At 71.7% G+C, this 1,113-nt stretch carries 1 protein-coding gene and 1 tRNA gene; one reads left to right on the top strand and one right to left on the bottom strand.

The window, feature by feature from the left end; all coding sequences use genetic code 11:
• Positions 1-294: 294 nt before the first annotated feature.
• Positions 295-367: transfer RNA gene (locus AB0J68_RS32470), tRNA-Asn, on the bottom strand.
• Positions 368-660: 293 nt separating this feature from the next.
• Here AB0J68_RS32470 and AB0J68_RS32465 point away from each other — a divergent pair.
• Positions 661-1,074 carry a hypothetical protein gene (locus AB0J68_RS32465; protein ID WP_354854578.1) on the top strand — a complete coding sequence of 138 codons (414 nt, stop codon included), beginning with the start codon at positions 661-663 and terminating at the stop codon, positions 1,072-1,074.
• The last annotated feature ends 39 nt before the right edge of the window (positions 1,075-1,113 follow it).

Genomic DNA, 1,113 nt, shown 5'->3' with positions numbered 1-1,113 from the left:
CGCGCCTCGCGCCTCGCGCCTCGCGCCTCGCGCCTCGCGCCTCGCGCCTCGCGCCCCGCGCCCCGCGCCCCGCGCCTCGCGCCTCGCGCCCCGCGCCCCGCAAGATCGTCACAACAACGGGGATGTTGCTGCCTCCGGCACGCGGGAGGCAGCAACATCCCCGAAGTTGCTGCCACGATCGCGCGGGCAGGGGTTCGGGCCTGCCGAGAGGAGTTGCCGGGGCCGGAGGGCGCGGGACGTGGGGACAGCAGAAACGCCCGTCGGCGTACTGCCGACGGGCGTTGGGTGGAGAAGCTCCCCCGATTGGACTCGAACCAATAACCTGCCGGTTAACAGCCGGCTGCTCTGCCAATTGAGCTACAGGGGATCGTGCACCGCCTGGAACCGGATCTCGCCGGTGCCCTGCGACGGGACAAGAGTACAGGACATCCCCCGGTGGTGGTCCAGTGGGTTGCACCCGCAGCCGCCTTGATCCAGATTCGCAGGTCAGCGCCACGGCCTGATCGCAATCGGGGCAAATCGCCATCCCGGCACAAGCAGGCTTGAGCGGGGAGCAGGATGGGTAGTTAGCTGCGGACAGAGGACGCAGGCGCGAATTTGTCGCGCCCGACGGGGCAACCCGCCGGGGGCGACGGCGCGTCAGGTACGGAAGGAGCCGCCATGCGCGGAAAGATCATGTTTCTTGGCGGGCTGGCTGCGGGATTCGTCCTGGGCGCCCGTGCCGGCCGGGAGAAGTACGAAGAGCTCGTGGTTCGGGGCCGCAAGGTGCTCGACCACCCGACCGTCCAGGAGGCGGCCGGGGTCGCGCAGGCCCAGGCCAACCGGCTCTACAGCGAGGGCAAGGACAAGCTCGGCCAGTCCAAGCTGGGCGAGAAGCTGGGCAACGGCAGCACCGGCAAGCAGGAGCTGACCGCCGCCGACGACGCGTTCGCCGGCACGCCCGCCACGGTGGGCGCCAAGGCGGGCTCCGGCTCGACGGGCAGCAGCACGGTCGGCACGACCTCCGGGTCGCCGTCGGCCACCACCCCCCGCACCAAGCCGTCCGGCTCGGGCACCAACGGCAGCACGCTCTGACCCATCCGCACGTAGACGGGCCGGGGGGGGGGGGGGGCG

Origin of the sequence: Micromonospora sp. NPDC049580 (assembly GCF_040675595.1) — a bacterium.
GTDB lineage: Bacteria > Actinomycetota > Actinomycetes > Mycobacteriales > Micromonosporaceae > Micromonospora.
This window is presented reverse-complemented; position numbering and strand designations above follow the sequence as displayed.